A 23,022-nucleotide genomic window follows, 5' to 3' on the forward strand; every position below is an offset into this window, starting at 1 on the left:
AAAAATGTCCATCTCATCCCCATTTATTAAGCGTCCCGTCCTAACTACCGTCTGTACAATTGTGATTGTGCTGTTGGGGGCTATTTGTGTAGCATTACTGCCTTTAGATAAACTACCTCAAATTGCTCCTAAGCAAATTACGGTGAGTGCTAATTATGTAGGTGCAAACTCTAAAAATACCGTAGATAATGTAACTACCGTATTAGAGCGAGAAATTAACGGTACGCAAGACGTAAAGTGGATCGACTCCAACAGCGACAGTAACGGCAACGCAACCATTAATGTATCTTTTCCGACTGAAAAAGATATTAATACCGCTCAGGTATTAGTGCAGAATCGAGTTGCTCAGGCACAGCCAAATTTACCCCAAACCGTAACTGCTACTGGAGTAACTACCGAAAAACAATCTCCAAGTATTACCTTGGTTTATAGTTTCTATTCGGAAAAAAATGAAGCAGGGGAATATTATTACGACCCTGTATTTCTCTATAACTATGTTGATCGCCAGATCTGGAACGAACTCAAGCGAATTGAAGGGGTAGGAAGTCTCAGGGCAATTGGCTCGGCGACTTATTCAATGAGGATTTGGCTCGATCCCAATAAGCTAGCTGCCAGGGGATTAACTTCTAGCGATGTGGTTGATGCGATTTCTAATCAAAACTTTGAAGTCGGTACAGGAGGTGTGGGCAGACAACCAGAACCAAGTTCACAACAATACGAACTACCTTTAGAAGTTGATGGACGATTTACTACTGCCGAAGAAGCAGAAGATATAGTTGTCCAGGTAGGAAGCGACGGGACACTCATCACAGTTGGAGATGTGGGACGAGCCGAACTAGGAGTAGAAAATTACTTTACCAAAGCTATATTTAATGGTCAAGACCCCGCTATCGCCTTGGTTATTAATCAGCTTCCTGGGACAAATGCTTTAGATACTGCCTCAGCGATAAAAGCGAAAATGGCAGAATTGAAAGCAAATTTTCCTAGAGGTTTAAAAACAGCAGTTGTTACAGATAATACCCTATTTATTAATGCTTCTCTCAAAGACATATTAGTATCTTTAGTACAGGCGATCGCCCTAGTAATCTTAATTATCTTTATCTTTCTTCAGGACTGGCGCATTACTTTGATTCCCGCCGTCGCTATTCCTGTATCTCTAATTGGGGCAATGATTGGCTTAAAGGCTTTGGGATTTACCCTCAATCAGTTGACCTTATTTGCTTGTGTACTAGCAACGGGTTTGGTGGTAGATGATGGAATTGTGGTTATTGAGGCGGTAGTGGGCAAATTATCTCAGGGAATGCGTCCCGTACAGGCAGCTTCAGATGCCATGGAAGAATTGGCGGGAGCGGTATTTTCTACCTCTATAGTTTTATTAGTTGTATTTATCCCCGTGACTTTCTTTCCTGGTACGACGGGAATTGTTTATAAACAATTTGGCATAACGATCGCTTTTGCGATCGCTTTTTCTTTCTTTAATGCTGTAACCTTTTCTCCTGCCATGTCAGGGGTATTTCTCCGTCCCGCCCAACCCGTAAAAGGACCAGTAGGATGGCTATTTCGCCGTTTCGATCGTGGTTTTAACTGGGTAACAGGACGTTACAGAGGTTTAATTGAATTTCTGATTGGCATCAAGCTAGTGGTCATCGCCGTATTTATTGGCAGTTTGGTGCTGACGGGTTGGGTTTATCTCAGCTTGCCTCAAGGATTCGTTCCCGATGAAGACCAGGGTTATTTCATATCTATCATTGAGGCACCCCCTGGAGTTTCTTTGGACTACACCCACAACATTACCCAGCAAGTAGCGAAGATAGTTATGGGATATCAGGAGGTGCAGAGTTCTGTGGGACTATCGGGATTTTCTTTTGAAGGTCAAAACAGCAATAAAGCAATCGTGTTCGCCAAGCTTCGTCCTTGGGATGAGCGATCTGGGAGTTCTGGCTCGGTGTTTGGACTACTGCAAAAAGTAAATCAGCAATTCCAACAAGAAATTGGCGATGCTAGAGTAATTGCCGTTAATGCTCCTCCTGTCGATGGTTTGAGTAACTTTGGTGGTTCGGAAATTTATATCGAAGACCGTCAGGATAAGGGAATGGATGCCCTCATTAGTAATACTCAACAGGTGCTGGCAGCAGCCAACAAAAGACCAGAAATTGCTCAAGCAATAACTACCTTTACCTTTGATAGCCCGCTGCTCAAAGCAGACATCGATCGCAGTAAAGCCAACGCGCAAAATGTGGATGTCAGCGAAATTATCGGTACTCTACAAACCTATCTCGGTTCTAACTATGTTAATCAGTTTGTCCTGGGTGACAGGCTATATCGGGTATACGCCCAGGCAGAAGCAGCAGATCGCGCCAGCCCCAGTGATATTGACAGTCTTTACGTGCGATCGCGCGATGGAAATTTAATTCAAATGAGCGATCTATTGAAGCCTCAGCGAACTTCCTATCCCCCGATTGTGACCCACTACAACGTCTATCCAGCGATTAAGCTCAACGTTGCCCCTGCCCCTGGCTACAGTTCTGGACAGTTGATTAAAGCCATGGAGAAGGTGACAGCAGCTACTCTGCAACCTGGTTTTGGTTACGAATGGACAAACACCGCTGCCGAACAAAAAAGCTCTGGCAATGCTGCACCTTTGGTGTTTGGCTTGAGTTTTGTGATGGTTTTCTTGGTACTGGCAGCACAATATGAAAGCTATATTGACCCGCTAATTATTATGCTCACCGTGCCTCTAGCTATCTTGGGTGCATTGGGTGCAGTCTGGCTGAGGGCAACTTTTTTGCAGGCTGGAGGCGTTTATCCCGTTCTCAATAACAATATTTATGTTCAGGTAGGACTGGTGATGCTGATCGGCATTGCCAGTAAAAATGCGATTTTAATTGTAGAATTTGCCAATCAAAACCGCGATTTGGGCATGAATATCACCAAAGCTTCTATTTTCGCTTCCGAACAGCGTTTTCGACCAATTGTGATGACGGCGATCGCTGCTATATTAGGCTTTACGCCTCTAATGATTGCTAGCGGTGCAGGTGCCGTAAGTCGCTGGTCTTTGGGAACTGCGGTATTTGGTGGACTGGTAGTGGCAACTGTCTTGAGTTTAATCTTTGTACCTATTCTCTATATTGTTATTAAGGACTTTGAAGAGTCTTTTTTAGGAGGGGGAAGAAAAAGCAAGACTAGAAAACGGGAAAACGAGGATCGAGAATCAAATGATAATAATCACAATGGCAGCAATACTAGAGAAATGCAGGAGAATCAACTTGAGTAGGGAGTAAAAAGTAGAGGAGGGGCGGTTCCGGAACCGCCCGTACAGAAGTAGCGAGGCTGATAGCCAATAGCTAAAAAGCGCGTGGGGGACTCGGAAATTTCCTCCGATTGTCCAACCACGTAAGACACCAGTTAATCAACAACGTAGTCTATTTAATTAAAAACTGCTGTAAATATGTTTAAAGAATGGAATTTAAATGACTGGATGAATAACGGCTTGTTTTTTATCACAATTTTGATCTTGATTTGTTCGTTTGTATTTTTATAATTTTCTTTGATTTATGAATATTAGAATGCTTATTTTTTCAGGAATCATGACCGCTTTAGTAGGTTCTTTCTTAGGCTTAGTCGTTGCTCATATCGCTGAAAGAGAGTCGAGAAGACCTGCTGCGGTTATTGTGGGGACTGGTCTAGGTTTTGCGATCGGTGTTGGTTATGAGGCGATGCAGCAGAATCGAGAACGAGAAACGGATTGAGTAGGAAGTAAGCTGTCACGCATTTAATTAACTTGTTTTAGCTGACTGGGGGACGGGGAGAAAATTAAAATATTTTTTGCCTAATTAGACAATATGCAGTTTAAACAATCAACAGCTTAGAAAGTATTGAATATTAAACGGGTAAGAGGTAATGAGTAACAAATATTTTGAGCGAGTAGCAGGCGAAATAGGTAAACCAGTCTTTTCTAGTAAATATTTAATTGTTTTAGTAATAGCCATTACTGCTATAGGCATCAATTACTATTATTCTATGAGCATGGCATTTTTAACTACATTTGCTTTGGCTTATTTAACCAAAGGTTCACGCTCTAAATAGCTGCTAAAACTTATTACTCCCTGTACGGGCGGTTCCGAAACCTCCCCTATCCTACTTCCTACTCAAAAAATATGCTTTCTCAAATTGTCCGTCCAATGGTTAATACTCAAATACATCTATTGGCTAAAAGTAAAGCAACAAAGATAACTTTAATCAGAACGATCGCTAAATGGCTTGGTTTTCTAGGAGTAGAGGCTCAAGTTAACCAACTTAACACTACAGGAGACAAAATTCAGGTATCAATTACTGTTGGTCAACCAGAAAATAGCGATCGCGCCGACTGGCAAAAAATCTTAGATAATCTTAGTCAAGACACTTCAAAAACAACAGAATTAACTGTCAACCACTCTAATTCAATTCCTGTCGAGCAAGAAGCAAAATATTATCGTATTCTGGCTTATGCTATTCAAATGGGCGATCGCGCTCAAGCTACTGATTGGTCGAAAATACATCCTCAGTTACAAGGACTTGGACTCAAAGAATCAACAATATTGGGTGTTAAATCAGCTTTAAAAGTACCACAATCTATAGATCGCCTAGTCAAAGATTTAGATGCAGATGTGGCAGCAATAGCACTTTCTCAAGCAGCCAGTATTGCTTTACTCGATCGCCAAGTAAACCCCGAAGAATACCAAGTAATGCAAACATTATTAAAGGCGATGACGGATAACTGTCGTTAAGTAATGATTGTTTAATTACTCCCTACTCATTTATGCCTATCTATAATTATTTCATCAGTCGCTCGATAAGCCTACGGCATGGCTTCGCTTCGTGTTTTAATACAGATCCGCAATTTACAGCACCGAACCGATTATGGCCTCTGACTCATCAAAAAAAACGATTTTTGCAGCAATCGCTGCTAACTCAGCGATTGCCATTACTAAATTTATTGCTGCTGGAATTAGCGATAGTTCGGCTATGCTCTCTGAAGGTATTAGATCTATTGATAGCTGCGATCGCTAAACTCAATCCGCAATTGTACAAACCAGCAATTAAATTGAAATGCAATCCAAATTGGCGACGACGGTTACGATACGGTTGAGCTTATATCCGAAAAATTTTTAGAGAACGAATAAATAATATGTTCTATATAAATCCGATGTTTTGCCAGCTCTCGATTGTATTCTTTTTCCATCGAATTTAATAGCCTGTTTTTCGTTTTTTTAATCGGAGTGTAACTTGAGTTGTGGATTTTCTTTATTCCCTGATACCCTTTATCTGCAAGCATTTTAATTCTACTTAACGGTTTTACTTTGCTTGGCTTGAACAATTGGAAATCTTGTTCCTTTCCTGTTCCATGTGCCGTACAAATAACTTTTAGACTTTCTGTTTCAATGACCACCTGAGACTTTAAAGTATGTCTTTTTTTCTTTTTACTGTAATAATCGCGCTGTTTGTCTCACCGCGCCGACGCAAGGCGCAAGGGAACGCTGCCCTAGCAAGGGACTCCTAAACCCGAAGCCACGCGGACTTAGGAACGCGCAAGTTTACGGATTTTATTCGACTGGCAGTTAGGACATTTCATACCTCACTATTATCAGATCATCCCGCCCGGATGCAACGCCCGATTAAATTCACAATGAGCAAGAATTGACAAGTAAACGCAAGTATATGGAAGTCAGGAGCCGAATAAATTTATTAAGCTACTTTTAATCTGATTTTGAAATAGACCTCCTGCATGAATAACATATTACGCGCCTTATTATCTATTGCCTAGAATCAAATCTTACTTCAAAAAATATCTGAGTGTTATGAATAAGAACCTTATTTGGCAGCTAGCAATTTTTATTATAGTGCTGCTGGCTCTGAACTTTTTTTTCCAACAAGTCGATTAGAGATGGCGAGGCAAACATGCGGACAAGTACATGCGGCTCAAGCCTTTGTTTGTCCCCCTCTCTCGACTTCAAACTCACATCTCAGTTATCGGCAGTTTGCTGCTTACTGTTGTTTTGTCGTTAATATTCAATTTTATCCAAACTCGTCGTCGTTGAGAGAAAATAGAATCATACCTCGATTCAGCAACGCTTCTTTTCTAAATAGCTCAGCTATCGCACAAGATAATAGAATACACATATAGCTTTTACTAGGTGTGCAGACAGCAATACAAAAACAATGAATGCTCTAGAATTACATAATACTCTAAACCTCAATGACTCCAACTTACCTTATCCAGACCCCATGCATCCGATTGTGGTTCACTTTGTAATCGCGATGGTGTTTATGGCTTTTTTTTGCGATGTTGTCGGCTATTTTTTTAATCAACGACATTTGCATGAAGTAAGTTTCTGGAATCTATTTGTCGCTACTGGGGCGATTTTTGTGGCAATTTTATTTGGTCAGTTTGAGGCTGGATTGGCGACTCCCTATCCAGCAGCACAGCCTGTATTAAATGTGCATACCATAATTGGTTGGTCGTTAGGAGGAATTTTGGCTTTAATTACTGGTTGGCGATTCGTTATTCGCTACCGTAATCCTTTAAAAGTTCCTCCTTCTTATCTTGGTGCTGCAACTTTCTTAATCAGTATAGTAAGTCTCCAAGTATTTTTGGGAACGCAGCTAGTTTGGGAATACGGACTTCACGTTAAGCCTGTAGTCGAAGCCATGAATAAAGGCATAATCAAATGAACTCAGAACTAATTAACCAGCTACAGCAGTTAGGCATTAATTTAGGGGCTAACGGGCTACCCTACAAACTGCCCATCCACCCGATTTTGGTTCATTTTACTCTGGGTCTATTTATTATCGGCATTATTTTCGATCTGGCGGGAACTTTTTTCGCTTTAGAAAAGCCAATTCTCAAATTTTTAGATTTGCCTACCTTGCGTTCTAACTTTTATACCGTAGGCTATTACAATGTTTTGGCTTCAGCGGGAATCACTTTCTTCACCGTTACCGCAGCTTTTTTAGAAATTATGCTGGCGCAACCCCCTATAGATGAGAAAAGTGCTTGGGGATTGGGAGCGGGTACAACCATGATTCTACATGGTCTGGGCGGAGTTCTACTATTATTTGCGATCGCAGCGATGACGGTTTGGAGAGGACTACAGCGTTATCGCTGGCGTAAGGGAAAGTCAAGAGAAGTTGTCTGGTCTTATTTGCTAATTGGTGTGGGAATTTTAGGCTTTATGTACGTTCACGGCACGTTAGGAGCGCATTTGGGTGGTGATTTTGGGTTTCACAACACTGCTGGTAATTTACTCAAAGAAGGGTTAAATCCTAATATTTTACTGAAGGAAAACCTTTAAACAGATATTTTAAACTACTATCAAGCATTATATTAAGCAATCAGAATCAGAAAATCATGACCAAAATTTTTGAATACATTTTGATGGCTGTGGGAATGGTAGTAATTATTGTAGTTAGCTACTGGCTGGGGCAAACATCCTACTCCTGGATGCCCATTGAAGCATCTACAGATGCCAAATACATTGATGATTTGTTTAGCTTCCTTGTAACCATGGCATCGGTTATTTTTTTGGGAGTTATGGGAATGCTGATCTATTCGCTGATTTTCTATCGTGCTGAGTCTGGAGACTATACCGAGGGACACGCCTATAGACATAATTGGAAATTAGAAGTTGTTTGGCTGGTTGTTCCCACAGCACTCGTGTTATGGATTGGCGTTTACAGCTTTAATATCTATACCCGTATGGAAATCTCTGGTCCTAAAAAGCTATTAGCATCGACAGCCGAACCAGCTTACATGGAGGTAGTGGATCGAGACAATACTAATGGGTCAACCGCAACAATCGGCGTAGTGGCAAAGCAATGGGCTTGGGATTTCCACTATCCTAATCAAAAAACAACTCATGAGCTGCACCTACCAGTCAACCAAAGGGTTCGCCTGATGCTACAGTCAGAAGATGTGCTGCATGGTTTTTACGTACCTGAATTTCGGATTAAGCAGGACATTATCCCCACCCGCGATATTGCCTTTCAATTTGTTCCTACCCGCGTCGGTAAATATAAGCTGCACGATTCTCAGTTAAGCGGCACTTATTTCGCCATAAATGAAGCAGATGTCTATGTCGATACAGCGGAAGATTATCAAAAATGGCTAGCCGAAGTAACTGCCGATATCTCTGATTTTAACTTAGCAGCCACAGAATACACTAACTCGCAAAAAAGAGCTTTTAACAGTCATTATCCTACGGTTATTCCTGCTCAAAGTAGCCAGATTGCTCTAGAGAACAATTCTGCTGAAATAGCCAATTAACTAACAACTAATAACTAAAAGCAAGTTCAATATCAACGAAGCTAATTCACATCAAACCTTATGACTAACAATCCTTCTCATGGCGTTATTGCTCCCGAATATAAAGCTTCTCTCAGCGAATCGGAAAAAAACTGGGGACGCTACTTTAGCTTTAGCATCGATCATAAGGTCATTGGCGTTCAATATGTAACAACTGCTTTTACTTTCTTTCTGATTTCTGGCTTGTTGGCAATGATCGTGCGCGCCGAATTAATTACCCCCGCATCGGATCTAGTCGATCGCCCTTTCTATAATGCTTTGTTTACCATCCACGGTACGGTGATGATTTTCTTGTGGATCATACCTTCGATAGTAGGCTTATCTAATTACGCCGTGCCGCTGATGATTGGTGCCAAGGATATGGCGTTTCCCAAATTAAATGCGATCGGCTTTTGGATTATTCCCCCTGCGGGGATACTCTTAATTTCCAGTTTTTTCTTGCCTAGCGGTTCAGCACAGGCAGGCTGGTGGAGTTATCCGCCTTTGAGTATTCAAAATCCCTCGGGAAACTTGCTTAATGGCGAACTCTTTTGGGTTCTGAGTATTTTTCTATTGGGTGTCTCCTCAATTATGGCAGCAGTCAACTTTGTGGCAACAATTGTTTGGTTGCGTGCGCCTGGAATGTCCTATTTTCGCCTGCCGATCTTTGTTTGGACGGTTTTAACGGCTCAGTTGATGCAGTTGATTTATCTACCTGCTTTGACGGGGGTAGCGATTATGTTGCTCTGCGATATTACTATCGGCACTAACTTTTTTGAACCATCGGCAGATGGCGATCCCGTTCTCTACCAGCACCTATTTTGGTTTTACTCCCACCCCACTGTCTATGTCTGGGCATTGCCAGCATTTGGCATATTTTCGGAAATAATTCCCGCTTTTAGCCGTAACCCTCTATTTGGCTATCGTTCGGTGGCGATCGCCACAATTAGTTTTGTACCTACAACTGGTATTGTCTGGGTACATCATATGTTTGCCAGCGGGACACCAGAATGGCTCAGGATAATATTCATGTTTACCACAGAGCTTGTGGCGATACCGACGGGAATCAAAGTTTTTGCCTGGACGGCTACCATCTGGAAGGGCAAGCTGCATCTAGAAACCCCGATGCTGTTTGCTTTCGGTGGTGTGGTTATGTTTTTGTTTGCAGGTATAACTGGGGTGATGCTAGGGGCGATGCCTTTTGACCTCCACGCAAACAATACCTATTTTGTCGTGGGACACTTCCACTACATTGTCTATAACACCATTACTATGGCACTGTTTGCTGCTATTTACTATTGGTTTCCTAAAGTTTCGGGACGGATGTATTCCGAGGGTTGGGGTAAAGTGCATTTCTGGCTGACCTTTATTGGTGCTAATCTCTGTTTCTTTCCCATGCTTCCTTTGGGTTTACAGGGAATGCTGCGTCGTATATCTTCTTACGATCCACAATATGCAGGTTGGAATATCGTTGCTAGTTTAGGCTCTTTTCTTCTGGGAGTTTCGATCCTGCCCTTTATAGCTAATATTGTCAGCTCTTGGCTACAGGGAGCCAAAGCTACTAAAAATCCTTGGTTAGCTACAGGACTAGAGTGGACAACTTCTTCTCCGCCAATTGAAGAAAACTTTGAAGAGATTCCGATTGTGGACTCGCCACCCTATGATTATGGCAAAGCTAAATATTCTGACCCACGGCTAGCTAATGAGTAAGAAGTAGGGAGGGATTTCTAACTTGATTTTAACTATGGAGAACGGTACACGCTGTATTTAAAGCAACTAGCCCAACTCGATCTAATACTTAATACCCAAGACCCAATATTTAGCATCATCATTGTTCCTTCAGCAACGCTCATAATTTTAATCAACGATGTCAAGTTCTACCCCCAATCCTCAAAAAGTCCAAGATGAAAGTCCATTTCCTGAGAGTCTGCGAAAATATATACCCTCGTGGCTACGGAAGTTTTTGCCAGCAGGCGGGGGAGATCATCATCGAGAAGAGGAAAAAACTCTTTTTGGCTTTCTTTCTTTTTTAATTTCCGAGAGCTTTATTTTTTTGGGTTTTATCCTTAGTACGATCGCTTTGCGCTTGACCTCTGCTGATTGGCTACCGCCTGGAGTCAAAGGTCCAGAGATCTCTACCATGACGATTATTTCTTCGGTAGTGCTGCTTTCTAGCAGTATTGTGATTTATTTTGCCGAACGCGCTCTCAAAGAAGATAAGCTCTGGCAATTTCGCCTACTGTGGCTGCTGACAATATTGATGGGTTCTTTCTTTCTTTACGCAGAGATCTCTGAATGGCTCGGTAATGATTTTGGACCTTCGACGGGAATGGTCGGCTCGACCTATTATTTATTGACTGGCTTTCACGGACTGCACGTTACTGCTGGCATTATTTTACTGACCATCATGCTGCTCCGCTCTTTTATTCCCCGTATTTATCGAGATGGTCATTATGGGTTAACGGCAATTTCTTTGTTCTGGCACTTTGTTGATGTACTTTGGATCTTCCTGTTTTCTCTGATTTATCTTTGGTAATAAATACAGGGAGTAGGGAATAGGAAGTAGGGAGTAATCAACGTAGTGCGATAAATGAATACGTAATATTAGTAACTAAGAACAAAATATGGTTAAATTTTTTCAAGACAACCCCGCTTTCGGCGCACCAGGAATTGAACCCCGCTGGACGCATTCTAATAAAACTGGAGTCGGTACGGCTTATTCAACCTCAAGTAAGGTGTGGTTTACTCTTTGGAAAGGAATTATCACTGAAGTTTACTATCCTACTATTGACCAGCCTCAAGTTAGAGACTTACAGTATTTGATTAGTGATGGTCAAAGCTTTTTTCATGAGGAGAAGCGCGACCTAAAGACAAAAATTGAAAGATGGGAATTAGAGCTAGGTTATCGTATTACCAATACTGCACCTGACAATAGCTACACCATAGTTAAGGAAGTAATTACCGATCCTCACGCTGACTGTCTACTGCAACATACCAAACTGACAGGAGAGGCGACCTATCTAGATAAACTAAAGCTATACGCTCTTTGTGCGCCTCATTTAGATATTGGCGGTTGGGGTAATAATGGCTATGTAATTGAAGTTTGCGATCGCTCTTTCCTTGTGGCAAACAAAGCAGACAAATGGTTAGTTTTAGGTGCAACAGTTCCTTTTAAAAAGTGTTCGGTTGGTTATGCTGGCAAAAGTGATGGTTGGCAGGACTTGGAAAATAATTATCAACTGGATTGGCAGTTTGATCGCGCTGAAGATGGCAACATCGGCTTAACGGGAGAACTGGATTTAACCAATACTAAAGAATTTACTTTAGCACTTGCTTTTGGTGATAGTTTGGAAAACGCTCTATCTATTTTGCTGCAATCAATTAGTATTCCTTTTGCCCAACAAAAACAAAAGTTCAAAGAACAGTGGGAGCGTACCTGGGACAAGCGTTCAGCTTTGACAGATCACTCTACTGATGACGGTAGCTTGTTTCATAGCAGCGTTAGTTTGTTACTGGCACATGAAGATAAAACCTATAGCGGGGCGACTATTGCTTCGATGAGTTTTCCTTGGGGAGAAGAAAAAGGAGATGGCGATCGCGGTGGCTATCATTTAGTCTGGACAAGGGATATGGTCAATAGCGTTACGGGTTTGATCGCTGCTGGTCATACTCAAACCGCAGTGCGATCGCTGATGTATCTTGTAACCTGTCAGCATCCCGACGGCAGCTTCGCGCAAAATTTCTGGTTGAATGGTGAGCCGTATTGGAAAGGAATGCAGCTAGATGAAGTAGCATTTCCCATTTTACTGGCTAAACAATTGGCTCAAATTGATGCTTTGCCAGATTTTGACGTATATCCGATGATTATTCGGGCTGCGGGCTATTTGATTCGCCAAGGCCCTGCAACCCAGCAAGAGCGTTGGGAAGAAGATGGTGGTTATTCTCCTTCTACCCTCGCCTGTAATATTGCAGCCTTGATTTGTGCTGCGGGTTTTGCCCGTCAACGAGGGGATAAAATTGCTGCTGAGTATATTGAAGAATATGCTGACTTTCTCAAAGACCACATCGAAGCCTGGACTGCAACTACTCAAGGAACTCTCGTCCCAGAAATCAAGCGTCATTTTGTCCGCATTACCCCAGCCGAAATAGACGTGCCTCATCCCAATGAAGATCCTAACAATAGTACGATAACTCTTTCGGCTCGTCCTCCTGGTACTGAATCAGAGTTTTCCGAAAACAAATCTGGGGAGTTTCTGACCAAAGAAATAGTAGACGCGGGATTTCTTTTATTTGTCCGCTATGGCATTATCGCCCCTGACGATCCTTTGATTATTGATTCACTTAAAGTTATCGATGCTGTTTTGAAAGTCGATACTCCTTTTGGTGCTTGTTGGCGACGATTTAATAACGACTGGTATGGACAAAAAGAAGACGGCAGTGCCTATAAAGGTGTAGGTGTGGGACGAGCTTGGCCCTTGTTGACTGGCGAACGCGCTCACTACGAACTGGCAGCAGGAGGTGATGTTACGCCCTTTATCAAAGCAATGGAAGAATTTGCCACCGATACAGGATTATTAACCGAACAAGTTTGGGACAGTAAAGATATTCCCGACGCACATATGTACTTGGGCAAGCCAACTGGTGCAGCCATGCCTCTAATGTGGGCGCACGCTGAATATGTTAAGCTGTTGCGATCGGTTAAAGATGGACAGGTTTTCGATCTGATTCCCGAAGTTGCCGAGCGCTATCTTGATGCGCGTTCCCTTGCGAGGCAGCGCGGTCTTGTTGGTTTCCGACAAAGAGCGACTGCCGAGGGCGCGCCTGACGGCGACGCGGGGTCGCATCGCTATCTAAATAATTACGTTTCTAAAGCAATAGAAGTATGGAAGTTTCACCGTCAGGTGACAACAGTAGGCAAAGGCGAAATACTCAGAATACAGGCAGATACACCCTTTAAACTACGTTGGTCAAACGACAATTGGCAAACCAAACAAGATCTAGATTCAATTAATGTTGTTGCCTTGAATTTAGAATATGTCGATCTTCAAAGCGATAGACTGTCACCGATTGAGTTTACCTTCTTTTGGACTGATAGTAACAATTGGGAGCAAAATAACTATACTGTTAAAGTTGTCTAGATTCAGCAACTCTACTAAGTTTAAGTAATTAAAGCAATAGTCAACTTTACCGATCATTTTAAAAACAAAAATCTGGTTTAATTTCAATCAGTAGTCTTATGTTGAACTCAAAATGATTAAACAATTTGTACTTTCTTTAATTGGTGGCTGCATAATTGGAATTGGTTTTTCTTTTTTTAAATTACCATTACCCGCTCCACCCTTAGCAGGTTTGATTGGCTTGGGAGGAATGCTACTAGGTAGTTGGGTTTATCAACAAATACAAAATTTGGCTGGCTAGCCTAAGTTTTTGTCAAGCATAGGATTACTTAACTATCTCAAATTTAAAACTATCTTTGCCCCTGTTTGAAGTATTTTTGTCTAATTTTTTTTTCTAAGAGCAAGATTTGACAAATTAAGTCAAGAATAGAGTAGAGAAGTTTTGTTTGTCTGTTTTAGACTTATAGTTAATGGTTCACGATTATTTTAGCAGTAAGTAAGAACTAATTGTCTACGTTTCTTTTATGCCAAATATGTTTGCTAATTTAGGCAGTGATAGGGAGTTTTTATACTACATTAGCTAAAACTAAACAGTGTACATTTTGTTCATGGGTCAAATATTTATTTGGAAGAAATTAACAAGATGCTAGCTCTTCAGTTTAAACAAACTGGTAGTCTCGAACAACTCAAGCTTGAAGATTTACCATCTCCTGATGTTAAATCGGGAAATGTATTAATAAAGGTAAAAGCAGCAGCGATTAATCCCAGCGATGTCAAAAATGTGTTGGGTAAAATGTCCCATACCACCGTACCGCGTATTCCAGGTCGAGATTTTGCAGGAGTAGTAATTGAAGGTAGTAGTAATTTAGTTGGTTTGGAGGTTTGGGGAACAGGAGGTGAATTAGGCTTTACCCGCGATGGCACTCATGCCGAGTTTATTTCTTTACCCGAAGCAGCAGTTAAACCCAAACCGAAGAATTTATCTTTAGAAGAGTCGGCAGCTATAGGTGTAGTTTACGTTACTGCCTTTACAGGAATAGAGCGCGCAGCTTTGAGCGAAGGCGAGACATTATTGGTTATTGGTGCGACTGGAGGTGTTGGCGGTGCAGCTATGCGAATAGCCAAGTGGCGAGGGGCAAAAACTATAGGTACAATTCGCAGAGACTCTGATGCAGAGACAGCAGTTGCTAATGGTGCAGATCTAACGATCAATCTCCAAGAACAGGATTTAACTGAAGCCGTAATGTCAGCTACTAATGGCAAAGGTGCAGACGTAGTTTTTGATACTGTTGGTGGATCTTTGTTTGAGCAATGTTTGCCTACACTAGGATCTGGCGGACGCATCATTGAAATTAGCGCATCTGCGGGCAAAAGTAAGGTTAGCTTTGACCTATTAGACTTTTATCGACGAGATTTGAAACTAATCGGCGTAAATACCTTACATTTAGATGCTATGGCCTGTGCAGAGGTTTTGCAAAAGTTGACTTCTAATTTAGAAGGCGATAAGCCTTCTATTGACATTGGCGCAACTTACTCTTTAGAAGAAGCAGTCACCGCTTATCAACAGGTAAACGACAGAAAAGTTAAAGGAACAGTTTTAATTACTTCCAAATAGCCGTAAAGACCCAGGTAAGTCTCGGTATTCATCGGCATCAGGATGTGACGACTATACAGAGTGGCGAGCTTCGCCAAGTCCAGAATGTGCTAGCTTTTTAATTTGCTCGATCAAAGAAATTAACATCTCCTACCAATAGCCAGTTATCTCCCGCAGTTTGCTTGGCAGCATAGGATAGGTTGCGTAATAGCCGAGTTTTTGAGTTTGCTGTGCTGACTCAAATCTAGTTTACAGAAATTTATCTTTTGTCCGATTATTTGGCTAAAATATGCAGACTATAAGGTTTTTGAGCGATCGCTTTAATATATTCTGCGCTCAAATAAGGGCTATATTTTCGATCTTGGGCAATATAATTCTGAAAGAAAACCAACGAGAGAATGTTTTGATAAGTTTTTGCCACATTAAAAGCCTTTGCTTGCGAATGTTGCTGCTCGTTTGCTAAGGTGACATTAGAATGGGGTAGTCTTTCGGAAATTACCAAATGGCGGCTGCTATTCTCTAAAGATTTAAATAAAGGCACCTGTTCATTTAGCAGCGAAGTTAGAAAATCTCGATCCACAACCTGCCACATCATTGGGATTGATATTTCTTTAAGCTTCTGTTTATTAAAAAGACTATTGCCAAACGGAACAAACATATATGCAGCCTTGATACGATCATCTTTTAGAGACTGCTTTTTTCTCGGCATATCTAAAGCACGACACTGGTATAAAACAGAAATATTGAGTAAATCAAGCTGTTGAGCGCAATCATGTTCTAATTGGGGAAAATCAATCTCAGCCCCTGCCAAAGAAAGAGCCGTCGTCCCGCCGATAGAATAGCCAAAAATACCAACTTGCTCTAGATTAAGACTATTATTTAACTGTTTTGGATTAATTTTTGCTAATTGATCCAAAATATAGCTAATATCCAAGGGACGATCTATATATTCTGTGGCATCAAAATTCTCTTTGTATAAACCTCTAACAAAGTCTAATTGTCGTTGACGATCGCTCCCAGGATGATCGGGAATAACCACCGCAAAGCCATAGGAAGCCAAATGACCTGCCAAATCTTGAAAGCGAGCGCGTTTTGCACCCAAGCCGTTAGAAACTACTATTACAGGGGTAGATTTGCTATTGACTGCTGGTAAATAAAGATCGGTAACTAAATTGCGATCGCGTTTAGGGTCATAAAAGTCTAATGTTTGTTTGGTTACTTGAAATTGACCTGGCTTAGAAAAGTCTGGAATATTTTTAATATTATTCTCGCCTGAAGTTTTCCCCTGGTCTAAGCTGGCAATAAACTCTTGAGTATCATCTTCGGCATTGGATACTTGCTTAACCAGCTTGAGTAATTCAGCCAGATCTAGCTTGATATCTGTAGGGAAACGTTTTAAAAAATCAACTAAGTTAACCCCTTTAGCAGATCCCGCACTTTGTACCACCGCAGCCCGCAACCCATAAAAACCATTGATGTCTCCAGGTAGTTTAATTATCTCACCGATGCGCTGTAATATTTTAACGCCAGAGTCAGTACGGGAGTAGCGATAGACCAATACTTGATTGACATTATAAGTTTGGCGCAAAAGCTTTTGTAATCTCTCAGTTTGCTTCGGTGAGATACGCTTAAGATAAAAATTGAGACTACTGCTGATTTTTCCATGTTTGGCAAAGGCTTCTAAGTCCTCGACCTGGATCTTAAAACCGAGCAAACTATAGTTAAAATCTATTCTTTCTGCTGAGATGGCGGGAGATTTAATTGCTAGTGTAGTGGTAATTGCGATCGCGAAGCTAGTCGCAGACATCGCTAATAACAGAGTATATTTAGCTAGTCTAAATTTTTGAAACATAAATCTGCTTTTAATTGAACTAATAACTAATAACTAACCACTAATAACTAATAACTCCGCAATTTTAATTATTCCCTGATTTCTGCCCAAAACTGATTGTGGAGTTACTGAGTAAATACAACCAACGGCGTATTTTGCCTCTGGCGATCGCCGATAACATTTTAAGATAGGTGATCGGATTAGTATATCTTTGGAATAACCCTGTTACATCACTCTTTTTGATATTACTTAAATACCACTGTGACCAAACCTCCAAACTACCGTCAAGAAACATGGCTTTGCAGGCATTGCGTTGAACTTTGCCACTAGAAGTTTTGGGTATCCGTCCTGGCTTAAGCATTACAATACCGTAAATGTCGATAAAATGTTCTTGAAATATCTGCCAACGGATAGCTGCTACCACTTCATCCATAACTAAAAATTGGCGATAAGTGCGCTCTATTTCTTGAGCAACCACTAATCTTGCTTTTCCCTCTACCTCAATCGAGAAAGCAGCACCACAATTAGGTTTTAATCCAGGATGACATTGTTCTACTGTTTGTTCAATATGTTGAGGGTAATGATTCAAGCCCCAAAAAACAAGCACATCATGAAGACGACCAGTAATATATAATTCTCCATGATCGATGAAGCCTAGATCTCCAGTACGCAGATATTTACCTTGACCATTTAAACTTGCTTGAAAAGTCTCTTGGGTTTTGGCTGGTAGCTGCCAGTATCCTTGTCCCACACTTGAACTGGAAAACCAAATTTCCCCTATTTCGTTGACTGCACATTCGGTTAAAAAATCAGGAGCAACAATCGCAATTTTGCCATCTAACCAAGGATAACCCGCGCTAACTATCGTAGTTGTGACTGGCTGTAATTTATCGGCAATAACTACCTTATTTTCTTCTAAAGCAATCTTGTCTAAATACTTCACCGTAGGCGACTTGACTTTATCTCCGCCTGTAATTATTAGAGTAGCTTCCGCCATGCCATAGCAGGGATAAAATGCCGTTGACTTGAAGCCACAGCTAGCAAATTTACGGCTAAATAGCTCCATAGTTGCTGTTTGCACTGGTTCTGCGCCACAAAACGCCACTGACCAACTACTCAGGTCTAATTGCGCTGCTTGTTCTTTCGTGACGCGATCGCATAATAAATCATAGGCAAAATTTGGCGCACCGCTGGTAGTTGCTTTATATTTACTTATCGCCTGTAGCCAACGAATTGGCTTTTGCACAAAGCTAATGGGAGAGATCATCACACAAAACGCACCTATGTATATAGGCTGGATCACGTTACCAATTAAGCCCATGTCGTGAAACAAAGGTAGCCAACCCACACCTACTAAATCTTTGGTATGATCAAAAGCCTGTTTCAACATCTCTTGGTTTTGCATTAGACACCCGTGAGTAATTATTACTCCCTTTGGTTCGCCTGTAGAGCCAGAGGTATATTGTAAGAAAGCCAAAGTATCGGCATTTATTTTTGGTAGAGTCCAATCATCAACTTGAGTTTGATTGATTTTGTCTGTATTTAAACAATGTAGCCAAGCGTATCCCCACTTAGATAGCTGAGTTTTTAGCTTGCTAAACAAACTAGATTCAGTTAATACTACTTCTGCACCCGCAGAGACAATGCGGGTCTGTACTTCTACGGTAGTTAAGCGGTTTTTAGGCGGATGACAGGGTACAGCCACAACCCCCGCGTACAAACAGCCAAAAAATGCCGTAATAAACTCTAAGCCACCGCTGTAAGGATATACCAGTAAAGCTCTAGAGCCAGGATCGACGACTTGCTGTAGTGAAAGCGCGATCGCTTTTGCCTTAGCCTCTAACTCCTGATAGGTCAGTATAATTTCTTTATTCTCACCATCCTCAAGAAAAATATACGCTGTATCCTCGCCTTGAGATATGACTCGCTGCTGTAATATTTTAACGATGTTAGAGTTTGGCTGACTAGACATTATGGCTATCTTTCACTCGATGCAAATTAAACCATAATATAACCTGGGTTCGATGCAATCTTAAAATTTGAATGTTGCGATCGCTCTACTTATCAAAATTTTAAAGATGCAAAAGTAACAATCTGTACAAAAATTTATTATTTCTAGATATAGTAAAAAATATTTAGTTGGGTAAATTGATCTTGCAGGTTATAACGAGATAATATTCTTTTATAGTTTGTGTATTTGAAAGCTGTAAATGAAAAAGCTGCATTTAGCAATTTCCACTAACGACATTAAAGCAACTATTAAAGACTATAGTAAACGATTATCAGCAAAACCCTGCTTAGTCATTTCAGGCGAATATGCTCTGTGGCGAACAGAAACGCTCAATGTTTCTATTAGACAAGATTCATCTTGCCAACCAGGAGAATTAAGACATTTGGGATGGGAAGATTCTACTGCTTTAAGTATGTCTGTTGAAACCGACGTTAACGGTATTGTTTGGGAAAATTTTACCGCTAGTCAACAGGCAGAAGAAATTAACGAAATATGGTCAAAAGCTAATTATCAACCAGAATCTTGAATTAATGCTTGTTAAACTAAAAACTAACGACTAGCCAAGGTGTACCCACCGCAGGGACTAAAAACTTTTTGCTCAACCTTCTGACAAACAATCAGGAGAATTAAGAGCAGCTTCAATTTCTAAGACAACCTGATCTTTATTTTCATAGAGCATAATTAAGTGATCTTTTGCTCTTGTTATCGCTGTATATAACCCCGCTTTAGCTTCAAAACTAATTTCTTTTTCTTCTAATTTATATGCAGATAAACTATCTATTCCAGCAATAATTACTGCATCAAATTCTACACCTTTTAAAGCATTCCAAGAATCAACAATTACAAAGGGACGATTAACAACATTGCGATCGCGATCGCCTGAACTTTCAGGAGCATGATGTTCTAGATTTAACTTGGTTAATTCTTTGCTTATTTCTTGTTTTAAATCTTTAGCTTGAGGATGCACCAAAATACCAATTGAAGATTCACCATGAACCTCTAAAGCCTCCTGAACTTGAGCAGCAATTTTATCTGGCATATCTTCATAATAAACTTCGAGTAATAAAGGCTTAATACCTGAACTACGAGAATGTTTTTTCTTAGGTTCAATTACACTACTAATACTAGGAGTATGAATCACTTTTCCAGTTTCATCTCGTTCTTTTTTTTCTACTCTTATTTCGGCTGTGGCTAAGGCTGGGGCAATAAACTTCCAGGCAAGTTCCAAAATTTCTGGAGAATTACGATAGTTAAGCTCAAAAACTTGCGATCGCCCTCCAGGAATATTGATGCCTAAACTTTTCCAACTCCAATCTGATTTGCGTCGATGAGATTGTCCATAAACCGATTGAGTATTGTCATAAACAATAAATAAAGCGTTAGTTCGCCGATCTAAAACTTCTAATAAAGCTTGAAACCATTCATCAGGAAAATCTTGTGCCTCATCGATTAAAATTGCCTGATATCTTTTAGGACATTTACGAGCTAATTCTACCAGTTTGCTAACGTCATCATCGTAACTATATTTTAAATTTCTATATGCCCACTGATGAAAAGTTAAGCATTCAAAACTCTCAACTTTGTTGGCTTCTAAATTAGATTTTAACCAGCTATTCATAAAGCGATTGTAGGTCAAAATCAAAATTTTATTATAATCTTCAGCTAACTTTTTAACTCTATTTCTCAATACTAAAGACTTACCAGATCCAGCAGCACCCCTGACAATTGCTGCACCTTTAGAACGCAAATTTTTAGACCTATCTTGTTCTTGATTTAACTGTTCAAGTTCTAATCTTTGCCCTAAGCTTTGTTCAAAATTAATCCACATTTTAAAATTATCAAAATCTTTATTTAGATCCTATGCGGATTTTTTGGCAGCGTCTCTACTGAGAACTACTTAGGGCGTAACTTTATTTAAAGTAATTATCCGCACTCGATATAGCTGAATTAGCGATCGCTATGTAATTAATCTTGCCTAGCTACTAACTAATTACCAATACAGGACAATTAGCCAAATTAATGACGCGGTTGGTTGCACTATCCATTGCAGCTTCTTCATCAATCAACCCCAAACCCCGACAACCCATAATAATTAAATCTGCATTAATCTCATCGGCAACATCGCAGATAGTAAAAGCGGGAATTCCTGATTTTTCTACAGTTTCAGCAACAATTCCCTGTTGGGCGAAAAACAATTTAGCTTCTTGGAGCAACTTAGCTACCTGTTCTTCTGAACTCATCGCTCCTCGATCATCGGTTTCGACTACTGATAATATAGTTAACTTGCTATTATGAAACTTGACCATATTTGCCGTAAGCTCGATCGCTTTGCGAGCCTCTCTTGTTAATTCTATGGGAAACAAAACAGTCTTAAACATCTTCCTCTAGAAAATAAAGCTAAATTAATCTTAATACTGTTTTCTTGACTTATTGTTGCAGAAAAACTGCGATCGATAGCCAAAATTAAACAAATTTAATCAATTATAAGTAATCACGTTGGTCATTTATAGGCTCAGAGTCGATCGTTATTTCTCTTTTTAGCAAATTAAGTCACAAAAAAAAGAAGCCTCAAAACTTATAACTGCTTGCTGCTTCAATTGTTGATTATTCGTCACTACTTGTATATTAGTTCAACCATCCCTTGAGACGGCGAGCTACTTGAGGGCGACGTAGCTTCCGCATAGCTTTACTTTGAATCTGACGTACTCTTTCACGAGATAGACTAAACATTCCCCCTACTTCTTCTAGGGTGTAAGCTTGGCTGGTAGATAAACCGTAACGCAAACAAATCACGTCTTTTTCCCGCTGTGTTAATACATCATCTAAAACATCAGTGATTTCCTGACGCATCATGGTTTCATTCATCCGCTCTTCAGGAAGCTGTAGATCGCTATCTTCTAATAGATCGACTAACTCTGTGTCTTCTGCTTTACCAACGCGATGATTGAGGGATAAAGATTGGCGACGCAACTCTAGAAGTTGACGCAACTGCGAAGTAGATGTTTTTAGCTCCTTAGCTAATTCAATTTCGCTAGGATTGCGCTGTAACTTTTGTTTAAGGTTACGCTGGGCTTTTTTAAGCTTGTTGAGCTTTTCAACTATATGAATGGGTAAACGAATTGTGCGAGCATCATTGGCAATAGTGCGGGTAATTGCCTGACGAATCCACCAATAGGCATAGGTAGAGAACTTATAGCCTTTATTGGGATCGAACTTTTCAGTAGCTCTATTTAAACCGATCGCACCTTCTTGAATCAAATCTAGAAAAGGCACACCGCGATTAAGATAGCGTTTGGCAATGGAGACTACCAGACGTAAATTGGAGCGAATCATTTTACGCTTGGCTACTTTTCCTCGGTAGAGCAGCAAATCTAGCTGTCGTTCTGATTGTAATCCCATTGCTTGGCTTAATTCAGCCTTGGTAGGTTCTTTTTGCTCTTGCGCTAATTTTTGTCGAGTATTTTCCACCTGAAGCAATAGCTTGACATCATTAGCTAAGATAATTTCTTCCTCAGCAGTTAATAAAGGATAGCGAGCCATTTCTTTGAAAAAAGCCCCAATATTATCCTCTAAAGGAAGCTTGCGCCGACTCCCAACTTCAGCACCATATTGATTTTCTAAAGAAAATTCTGCTTCAACCAGCTTTAAATCTTCTTTGATAAATTCCGAATCTTCATTGCTTAAGATGTCTACGCTGTAATTATTGTTTTCTACTAATTTCACTGTAGTCATTGCTTTGCTTCCTATTTTATTAAAAGAGGTCTTATTTTGAGGAAATACTGATAATTAACCTTTACTGATGTTATAAATATATATTTGCTTTACTTATGTTTTTAGGTTGAATTTGTGATTAGACTTCAAAACTTTGAAAGTCAAAAGAAGAGTAATTAAGTTGGGGAACTTTGCTTTTTTAACTTATTTTTTTGCCAGTTTAATTTATATTTTAGTGACTAAAATCTCATGTTTATGAATTACCGTTACAAAAACAAACCTTTTCTTAATATTTTTTTAGCCTGAATTGGAGTGAAACTTTATGATCTAGCAAATCCCTTGCAAAAATAAGAGTAACAGCTTTTGTTTACTTATATTTAGTTATTTGAATAAATTCTGGCTTAGTTACAAATTTTCTGGGTAATAATATTGTATTTT

Annotated in this window: 19 protein-coding genes and 1 pseudogene; 14 read left to right on the forward strand and 6 right to left on the reverse strand. The window is 40.3% G+C overall.

The features are described from left to right. The first annotated feature begins 4 nt into the window (after positions 1 to 4). The 5 genes from SLP02_RS10280 to SLP02_RS10300 all read left to right on the forward strand — a co-directional run bounded on the left by SLP02_RS10280 (position 5) and on the right by SLP02_RS10300 (position 5,049). Positions 5 to 3,274 (forward strand): efflux RND transporter permease subunit, encoded by a 3,270-nt coding sequence (locus tag SLP02_RS10280; RefSeq protein WP_319420562.1) that lies wholly within the window; start codon positions 5 to 7, stop codon positions 3,272 to 3,274. A gap of 280 nt (positions 3,275 to 3,554) precedes the next feature. Then, complete coding sequence (locus tag SLP02_RS10285; protein ID WP_319420563.1) at positions 3,555 to 3,749, forward strand: hypothetical protein; 195 nt, start codon at positions 3,555 to 3,557, stop codon at positions 3,747 to 3,749. A gap of 151 nt (positions 3,750 to 3,900) precedes the next feature. Continuing rightward, positions 3,901 to 4,086: a hypothetical protein gene (locus SLP02_RS10290; RefSeq protein WP_319420564.1), complete on the forward strand. Its 186-nt coding sequence runs from the start codon at positions 3,901 to 3,903 to the stop codon at positions 4,084 to 4,086. A 71-nt stretch (positions 4,087 to 4,157) separates the two neighbouring features. Continuing rightward, positions 4,158 to 4,766 carry a hypothetical protein gene (locus SLP02_RS10295; RefSeq protein WP_319420565.1) on the forward strand — a complete coding sequence of 203 codons (609 nt, stop codon included), beginning with the start codon at positions 4,158 to 4,160 and terminating at the stop codon, positions 4,764 to 4,766. A gap of 133 nt (positions 4,767 to 4,899) precedes the next feature. Beyond that, positions 4,900 to 5,049 (forward strand): hypothetical protein, encoded by a 150-nt coding sequence (locus tag SLP02_RS10300; protein ID WP_319420566.1) that lies wholly within the window; start codon positions 4,900 to 4,902, stop codon positions 5,047 to 5,049. A 64-nt stretch (positions 5,050 to 5,113) separates the two neighbouring features. Here SLP02_RS10300 and SLP02_RS10305 read toward each other — a convergent pair. Beyond that, positions 5,114 to 5,470: pseudogene (locus SLP02_RS10305) on the reverse strand (transposase family protein); the annotation flags it as partial. Positions 5,471 to 6,198: 728 nt separating this feature from the next. Here SLP02_RS10305 and SLP02_RS10310 point away from each other — a divergent pair. The 8 genes from SLP02_RS10310 to SLP02_RS10345 all read left to right on the forward strand — a co-directional run bounded on the left by SLP02_RS10310 (position 6,199) and on the right by SLP02_RS10345 (position 15,052). Further along, a complete protein-coding gene (locus SLP02_RS10310; RefSeq protein ID WP_319420567.1) occupies positions 6,199 to 6,711 on the forward strand; it encodes a DUF2231 domain-containing protein in 513 nt (170 codons plus the stop codon). After that, the gene (locus tag SLP02_RS10315; RefSeq protein WP_319420568.1) at positions 6,708 to 7,331 is read left to right on the forward strand and encodes a DUF2231 domain-containing protein; all 624 of its coding nucleotides are present in this window, start codon (positions 6,708 to 6,710) and stop codon (positions 7,329 to 7,331) included. The genes SLP02_RS10310 and SLP02_RS10315 overlap by 4 nt, the downstream gene beginning before the upstream one ends. A gap of 56 nt (positions 7,332 to 7,387) precedes the next feature. After that, on the forward strand, positions 7,388 to 8,302 hold the full coding sequence (locus SLP02_RS10320) for a cytochrome c oxidase subunit II (protein WP_319420569.1): 915 nt from the start codon (positions 7,388 to 7,390) through the stop codon (positions 8,300 to 8,302). Between the two features lie 60 nt (positions 8,303 to 8,362). Then, positions 8,363 to 10,030 carry a cytochrome c oxidase subunit I gene (locus SLP02_RS10325; protein WP_319420570.1) on the forward strand — a complete coding sequence of 556 codons (1,668 nt, stop codon included), beginning with the start codon at positions 8,363 to 8,365 and terminating at the stop codon, positions 10,028 to 10,030. Positions 10,031 to 10,187: 157 nt separating this feature from the next. Continuing rightward, complete coding sequence (locus SLP02_RS10330; protein ID WP_319420571.1) at positions 10,188 to 10,856, forward strand: cytochrome c oxidase subunit 3; 669 nt, start codon at positions 10,188 to 10,190, stop codon at positions 10,854 to 10,856. A gap of 88 nt (positions 10,857 to 10,944) precedes the next feature. Then, entirely contained in the window at positions 10,945 to 13,458 is a 2,514-nt protein-coding gene (locus tag SLP02_RS10335) for a glycoside hydrolase family 15 protein (RefSeq protein ID WP_319420572.1), read from the forward strand. A 112-nt stretch (positions 13,459 to 13,570) separates the two neighbouring features. Continuing rightward, positions 13,571 to 13,738 carry a DUF1427 family protein gene (locus SLP02_RS10340; RefSeq protein WP_319420573.1) on the forward strand — a complete coding sequence of 56 codons (168 nt, stop codon included), beginning with the start codon at positions 13,571 to 13,573 and terminating at the stop codon, positions 13,736 to 13,738. A 342-nt stretch (positions 13,739 to 14,080) separates the two neighbouring features. Further along, the gene (locus SLP02_RS10345) at positions 14,081 to 15,052 is read left to right on the forward strand and encodes a quinone oxidoreductase family protein (protein WP_319420574.1); all 972 of its coding nucleotides are present in this window, start codon (positions 14,081 to 14,083) and stop codon (positions 15,050 to 15,052) included. Between the two features lie 253 nt (positions 15,053 to 15,305). Here the strand turns inward: SLP02_RS10345 and SLP02_RS10350 are convergent, their stop codons facing one another. Then, positions 15,306 to 16,883 carry an alpha/beta hydrolase gene (locus SLP02_RS10350; protein ID WP_319420575.1) on the reverse strand — a complete coding sequence of 526 codons (1,578 nt, stop codon included), beginning with the start codon at positions 16,881 to 16,883 and terminating at the stop codon, positions 15,306 to 15,308. A gap of 64 nt (positions 16,884 to 16,947) precedes the next feature. Then, positions 16,948 to 18,834: a fatty acyl-AMP ligase gene (locus tag SLP02_RS10355; RefSeq protein ID WP_319420576.1), complete on the reverse strand. Its 1,887-nt coding sequence runs from the start codon at positions 18,832 to 18,834 to the stop codon at positions 16,948 to 16,950. Positions 18,835 to 19,072: 238 nt separating this feature from the next. Here SLP02_RS10355 and SLP02_RS10360 point away from each other — a divergent pair, with 238 nt between their 5' ends. Beyond that, positions 19,073 to 19,399: a VOC family protein gene (locus SLP02_RS10360; RefSeq protein ID WP_319420577.1), complete on the forward strand. Its 327-nt coding sequence runs from the start codon at positions 19,073 to 19,075 to the stop codon at positions 19,397 to 19,399. Between the two features lie 72 nt (positions 19,400 to 19,471). Here the strand turns inward: SLP02_RS10360 and SLP02_RS10365 are convergent, their stop codons facing one another. From SLP02_RS10365 to SLP02_RS10375, 3 genes are all read right to left on the reverse strand, one after another. Further along, positions 19,472 to 20,701 carry a UvrD-helicase domain-containing protein gene (locus tag SLP02_RS10365; RefSeq protein WP_319420578.1) on the reverse strand — a complete coding sequence of 410 codons (1,230 nt, stop codon included), beginning with the start codon at positions 20,699 to 20,701 and terminating at the stop codon, positions 19,472 to 19,474. A 154-nt stretch (positions 20,702 to 20,855) separates the two neighbouring features. Continuing rightward, on the reverse strand, positions 20,856 to 21,251 hold the full coding sequence (locus tag SLP02_RS10370) for a universal stress protein (RefSeq protein ID WP_319420579.1): 396 nt from the start codon (positions 21,249 to 21,251) through the stop codon (positions 20,856 to 20,858). 247 nt (positions 21,252 to 21,498) lie between these two features. Further along, the gene (locus SLP02_RS10375) at positions 21,499 to 22,605 is read right to left on the reverse strand and encodes an RNA polymerase sigma factor, RpoD/SigA family (protein WP_319420580.1); all 1,107 of its coding nucleotides are present in this window, start codon (positions 22,603 to 22,605) and stop codon (positions 21,499 to 21,501) included. Positions 22,606 to 23,022: the final 417 nt, after the last annotated feature.

The organism is Pleurocapsa sp. FMAR1 (assembly GCF_963665995.1).
Classification (GTDB): domain Bacteria; phylum Cyanobacteriota; class Cyanobacteriia; order Cyanobacteriales; family Xenococcaceae; genus Waterburya.

Coding starts and splice junctions, on each gene's coding strand:
- SLP02_RS10280 (WP_319420562.1), top strand. CDS start 5: ATGTCCATCTCATCCCCATTTATTAAGCGTCCCGTCCTAACTACCGTC.
- SLP02_RS10285 (WP_319420563.1), top strand. CDS start 3,555: ATGAATATTAGAATGCTTATTTTTTCAGGAATCATGACCGCTTTAGTA.
- SLP02_RS10290 (WP_319420564.1), top strand. CDS start 3,901: ATGAGTAACAAATATTTTGAGCGAGTAGCAGGCGAAATAGGTAAACCA.
- SLP02_RS10295 (WP_319420565.1), top strand. CDS start 4,158: ATGCTTTCTCAAATTGTCCGTCCAATGGTTAATACTCAAATACATCTA.
- SLP02_RS10300 (WP_319420566.1), top strand. CDS start 4,900: ATGGCCTCTGACTCATCAAAAAAAACGATTTTTGCAGCAATCGCTGCT.
- SLP02_RS10310 (WP_319420567.1), top strand. CDS start 6,199: ATGAATGCTCTAGAATTACATAATACTCTAAACCTCAATGACTCCAAC.
- SLP02_RS10315 (WP_319420568.1), top strand. CDS start 6,708: ATGAACTCAGAACTAATTAACCAGCTACAGCAGTTAGGCATTAATTTA.
- SLP02_RS10320 (WP_319420569.1), top strand. CDS start 7,388: ATGACCAAAATTTTTGAATACATTTTGATGGCTGTGGGAATGGTAGTA.
- SLP02_RS10325 (WP_319420570.1), top strand. CDS start 8,363: ATGACTAACAATCCTTCTCATGGCGTTATTGCTCCCGAATATAAAGCT.
- SLP02_RS10330 (WP_319420571.1), top strand. CDS start 10,188: ATGTCAAGTTCTACCCCCAATCCTCAAAAAGTCCAAGATGAAAGTCCA.
- SLP02_RS10335 (WP_319420572.1), top strand. CDS start 10,945: ATGGTTAAATTTTTTCAAGACAACCCCGCTTTCGGCGCACCAGGAATT.
- SLP02_RS10340 (WP_319420573.1), top strand. CDS start 13,571: ATGATTAAACAATTTGTACTTTCTTTAATTGGTGGCTGCATAATTGGA.
- SLP02_RS10345 (WP_319420574.1), top strand. CDS start 14,081: ATGCTAGCTCTTCAGTTTAAACAAACTGGTAGTCTCGAACAACTCAAG.
- SLP02_RS10350 (WP_319420575.1), bottom strand. CDS start 16,883: ATGTTTCAAAAATTTAGACTAGCTAAATATACTCTGTTATTAGCGATG.
- SLP02_RS10355 (WP_319420576.1), bottom strand. CDS start 18,834: ATGTCTAGTCAGCCAAACTCTAACATCGTTAAAATATTACAGCAGCGA.
- SLP02_RS10360 (WP_319420577.1), top strand. CDS start 19,073: ATGAAAAAGCTGCATTTAGCAATTTCCACTAACGACATTAAAGCAACT.
- SLP02_RS10365 (WP_319420578.1), bottom strand. CDS start 20,701: ATGTGGATTAATTTTGAACAAAGCTTAGGGCAAAGATTAGAACTTGAA.
- SLP02_RS10370 (WP_319420579.1), bottom strand. CDS start 21,251: ATGTTTAAGACTGTTTTGTTTCCCATAGAATTAACAAGAGAGGCTCGC.
- SLP02_RS10375 (WP_319420580.1), bottom strand. CDS start 22,605: ATGACTACAGTGAAATTAGTAGAAAACAATAATTACAGCGTAGACATC.